The 2,034-nt window shown below is 47.0% G+C and carries 1 protein-coding gene and 1 pseudogene; both read left to right on the plus strand.

Features of this window, described 5'->3' with window-relative positions:
• A pseudogene (locus PF479_RS04745) lies at positions 1 to 813 on the plus strand (hypothetical protein); the annotation flags it as partial.
• A 56-nt stretch (positions 814 to 869) separates the two neighbouring features.
• Positions 870 to 1,949 (plus strand): Ldh family oxidoreductase, encoded by a 1,080-nt coding sequence (locus tag PF479_RS04750; RefSeq protein ID WP_298002824.1) that lies wholly within the window; start codon positions 870 to 872, stop codon positions 1,947 to 1,949.
• The last annotated feature ends 85 nt before the right edge of the window (positions 1,950 to 2,034 follow it).

Below are 2,034 nucleotides of genomic sequence, written 5' to 3' on the forward strand. Positions count from 1 at the left end.
TTTTCTCTGCCGCGGCTGTCACGTAAAGATGTTCTGGATCATAATCTCAACAGAAACTACCGGTGTATACTGGGCCGGGAAACATCGATACAGAATGTGGAATGGGTAAATGACTGGCCGTTTCTCTCTGGAGGAGGAAGAGCACCTTCGGAATCCTTTGAAATCCCTGATGATGAGATCATTCTGAGGGATTCAGCCTATGAGCTGGTTACAGACTTTGAAGAGTCTGTACTGCCCCTGGAAATGCAGACTTTAAGGTTACCCTTTGAAGAATCTGTGATGAGTTTGACCCGGCACAAGGGGTTTCTGACACTATCAGGCCGGGACTCTCCCGGGAGTAAACAGTTTCAGACTGTTGTGGGAATCAGACAAAAACATTTCAATTTTACAGCCAAAACTTCTGTTGAGTTCTCGCCGGTCAATTTTCAGCAGATGGCAGGTCTGATGTACCGCTATAACGAAGATACCTTTTATTACATCAATATTACTTTCAATGAAGATACTTCAGAAAGGGTCATCAATTTAATGGTCATGGACAATGGCTCCCTCATAATTCATAATGAAATGCCTATCGCCAGTGAGAGGGTTTTTATGAAAATTCATGTGAACTTGGATAAAGTGATGTTCTATTACTCCATTGATGAAAATTCCTGGATCTCTCTTGGAAATGAATATGACGCAACAATCATTTCTGATGAATATATTAAGCCCTATTACGGCTTTACGGGTGCTTTTATCTGTCTGGCCTGCCATGATTGGAGCGGACAGAAATTGGATGGCAAGTTTGATTTTTTTAACTACAAAAAACTCTAGGTATGGTTTATGATCAGATTCTGATGGGCTAGAATATTGTTTTTAAGGAATGAACCATGGAAATGATCAGAATTGACAAGAAACAGCTTCTCTCTTTTTGTGTGAAAACTTTTGAAGCCTGTGGTGTGAAGACTGCAGATGCTCAGGATTGTGCCGATGTTCTGGTCGCTGCGGATGCCCGGGGGATTCCATCCCATGGGGTTGCCCGGCTTCAACGCTATATCAATGGACTGCAGGAGGGACTGATGGACCCGGTGATTGAGCCGGAAGTCATCAGAGAAACTCCGGTTTCCCTTCTGGTGGATGCCAGGGGTGCTTTGGGCGCTCCGGTCAGCTGTCAAACCATGCAGTCTGTTCTGGATAAGGCAGAGCAGAGCGGCATGGCCTTTGGAGCCGTGAGGAATTCAAATCATTACGGAATAGCCGGTTACTATGCCATGAAAGCCCTTGAGAAGGATATGATTGGTATTTCCATGACCAATACGGCGGCCCTGGGTGTTCCCACTTATGGAAAACAGGTCATGTTCGGCACAAATCCTATAGCCTTTGCCGCACCGGCGGACAAAGAGAAAGCCTTTGTCCTGGATATGTCAACCACCGTGGTCACCCGGGGGAAAATAGAAATCTATGATCGTGAGCATAGGTCTCTTGAACCGGGATGGGCGGTTGATAAGGACGGACTCTCTGTCTCAAATCCGGGTCCTCTGCTGGAAGATATGTTTCATAGAAGAGGGGGAGGCATTGTCCCTCTGGGGGGAGATTCAGAGAGCTCCGGCGGTCATAAGGGCTTTGGCCTGGCCATGATGGTGGACATTCTGACGGGTGTCCTTTCAGGCTCCGCCTGGGGTGCTGATATCTATGATAAGGGAGAATCATCGGCACGGGTCTCCCACTGTTTCGGAGCCATGAAGATCGATCTTTTTATGGATGCCCTTGAGTTCCGCAGGAATATGGATAAAATGCTGCAGGATATCCGCAACATGACTCCGGCGGAAGGGCATGAACAGGTTTATTTTGCCGGCCAGAAGGAATTTGAAGCGGAAACACACTCTCTGGCAGAGGGGATACCTCTCGCCGAGAATGTGTACCAAACCCTCAGGAAAATTGGAGTGGAACTGTCTGTTCCGTTTTCTTAAATCACTGAAAATCAATTCTAATCAGGGCAGATCTACTTCGTCCAGAACCGGCTCGTCGACAACGGGAAACCACTCAGTATCGGCA

The sequence above is a fragment of the Oceanispirochaeta sp. genome, assembly GCF_027859075.1.
Classification (GTDB): Bacteria; Spirochaetota; Spirochaetia; order DSM-2461; family DSM-2461; genus Oceanispirochaeta.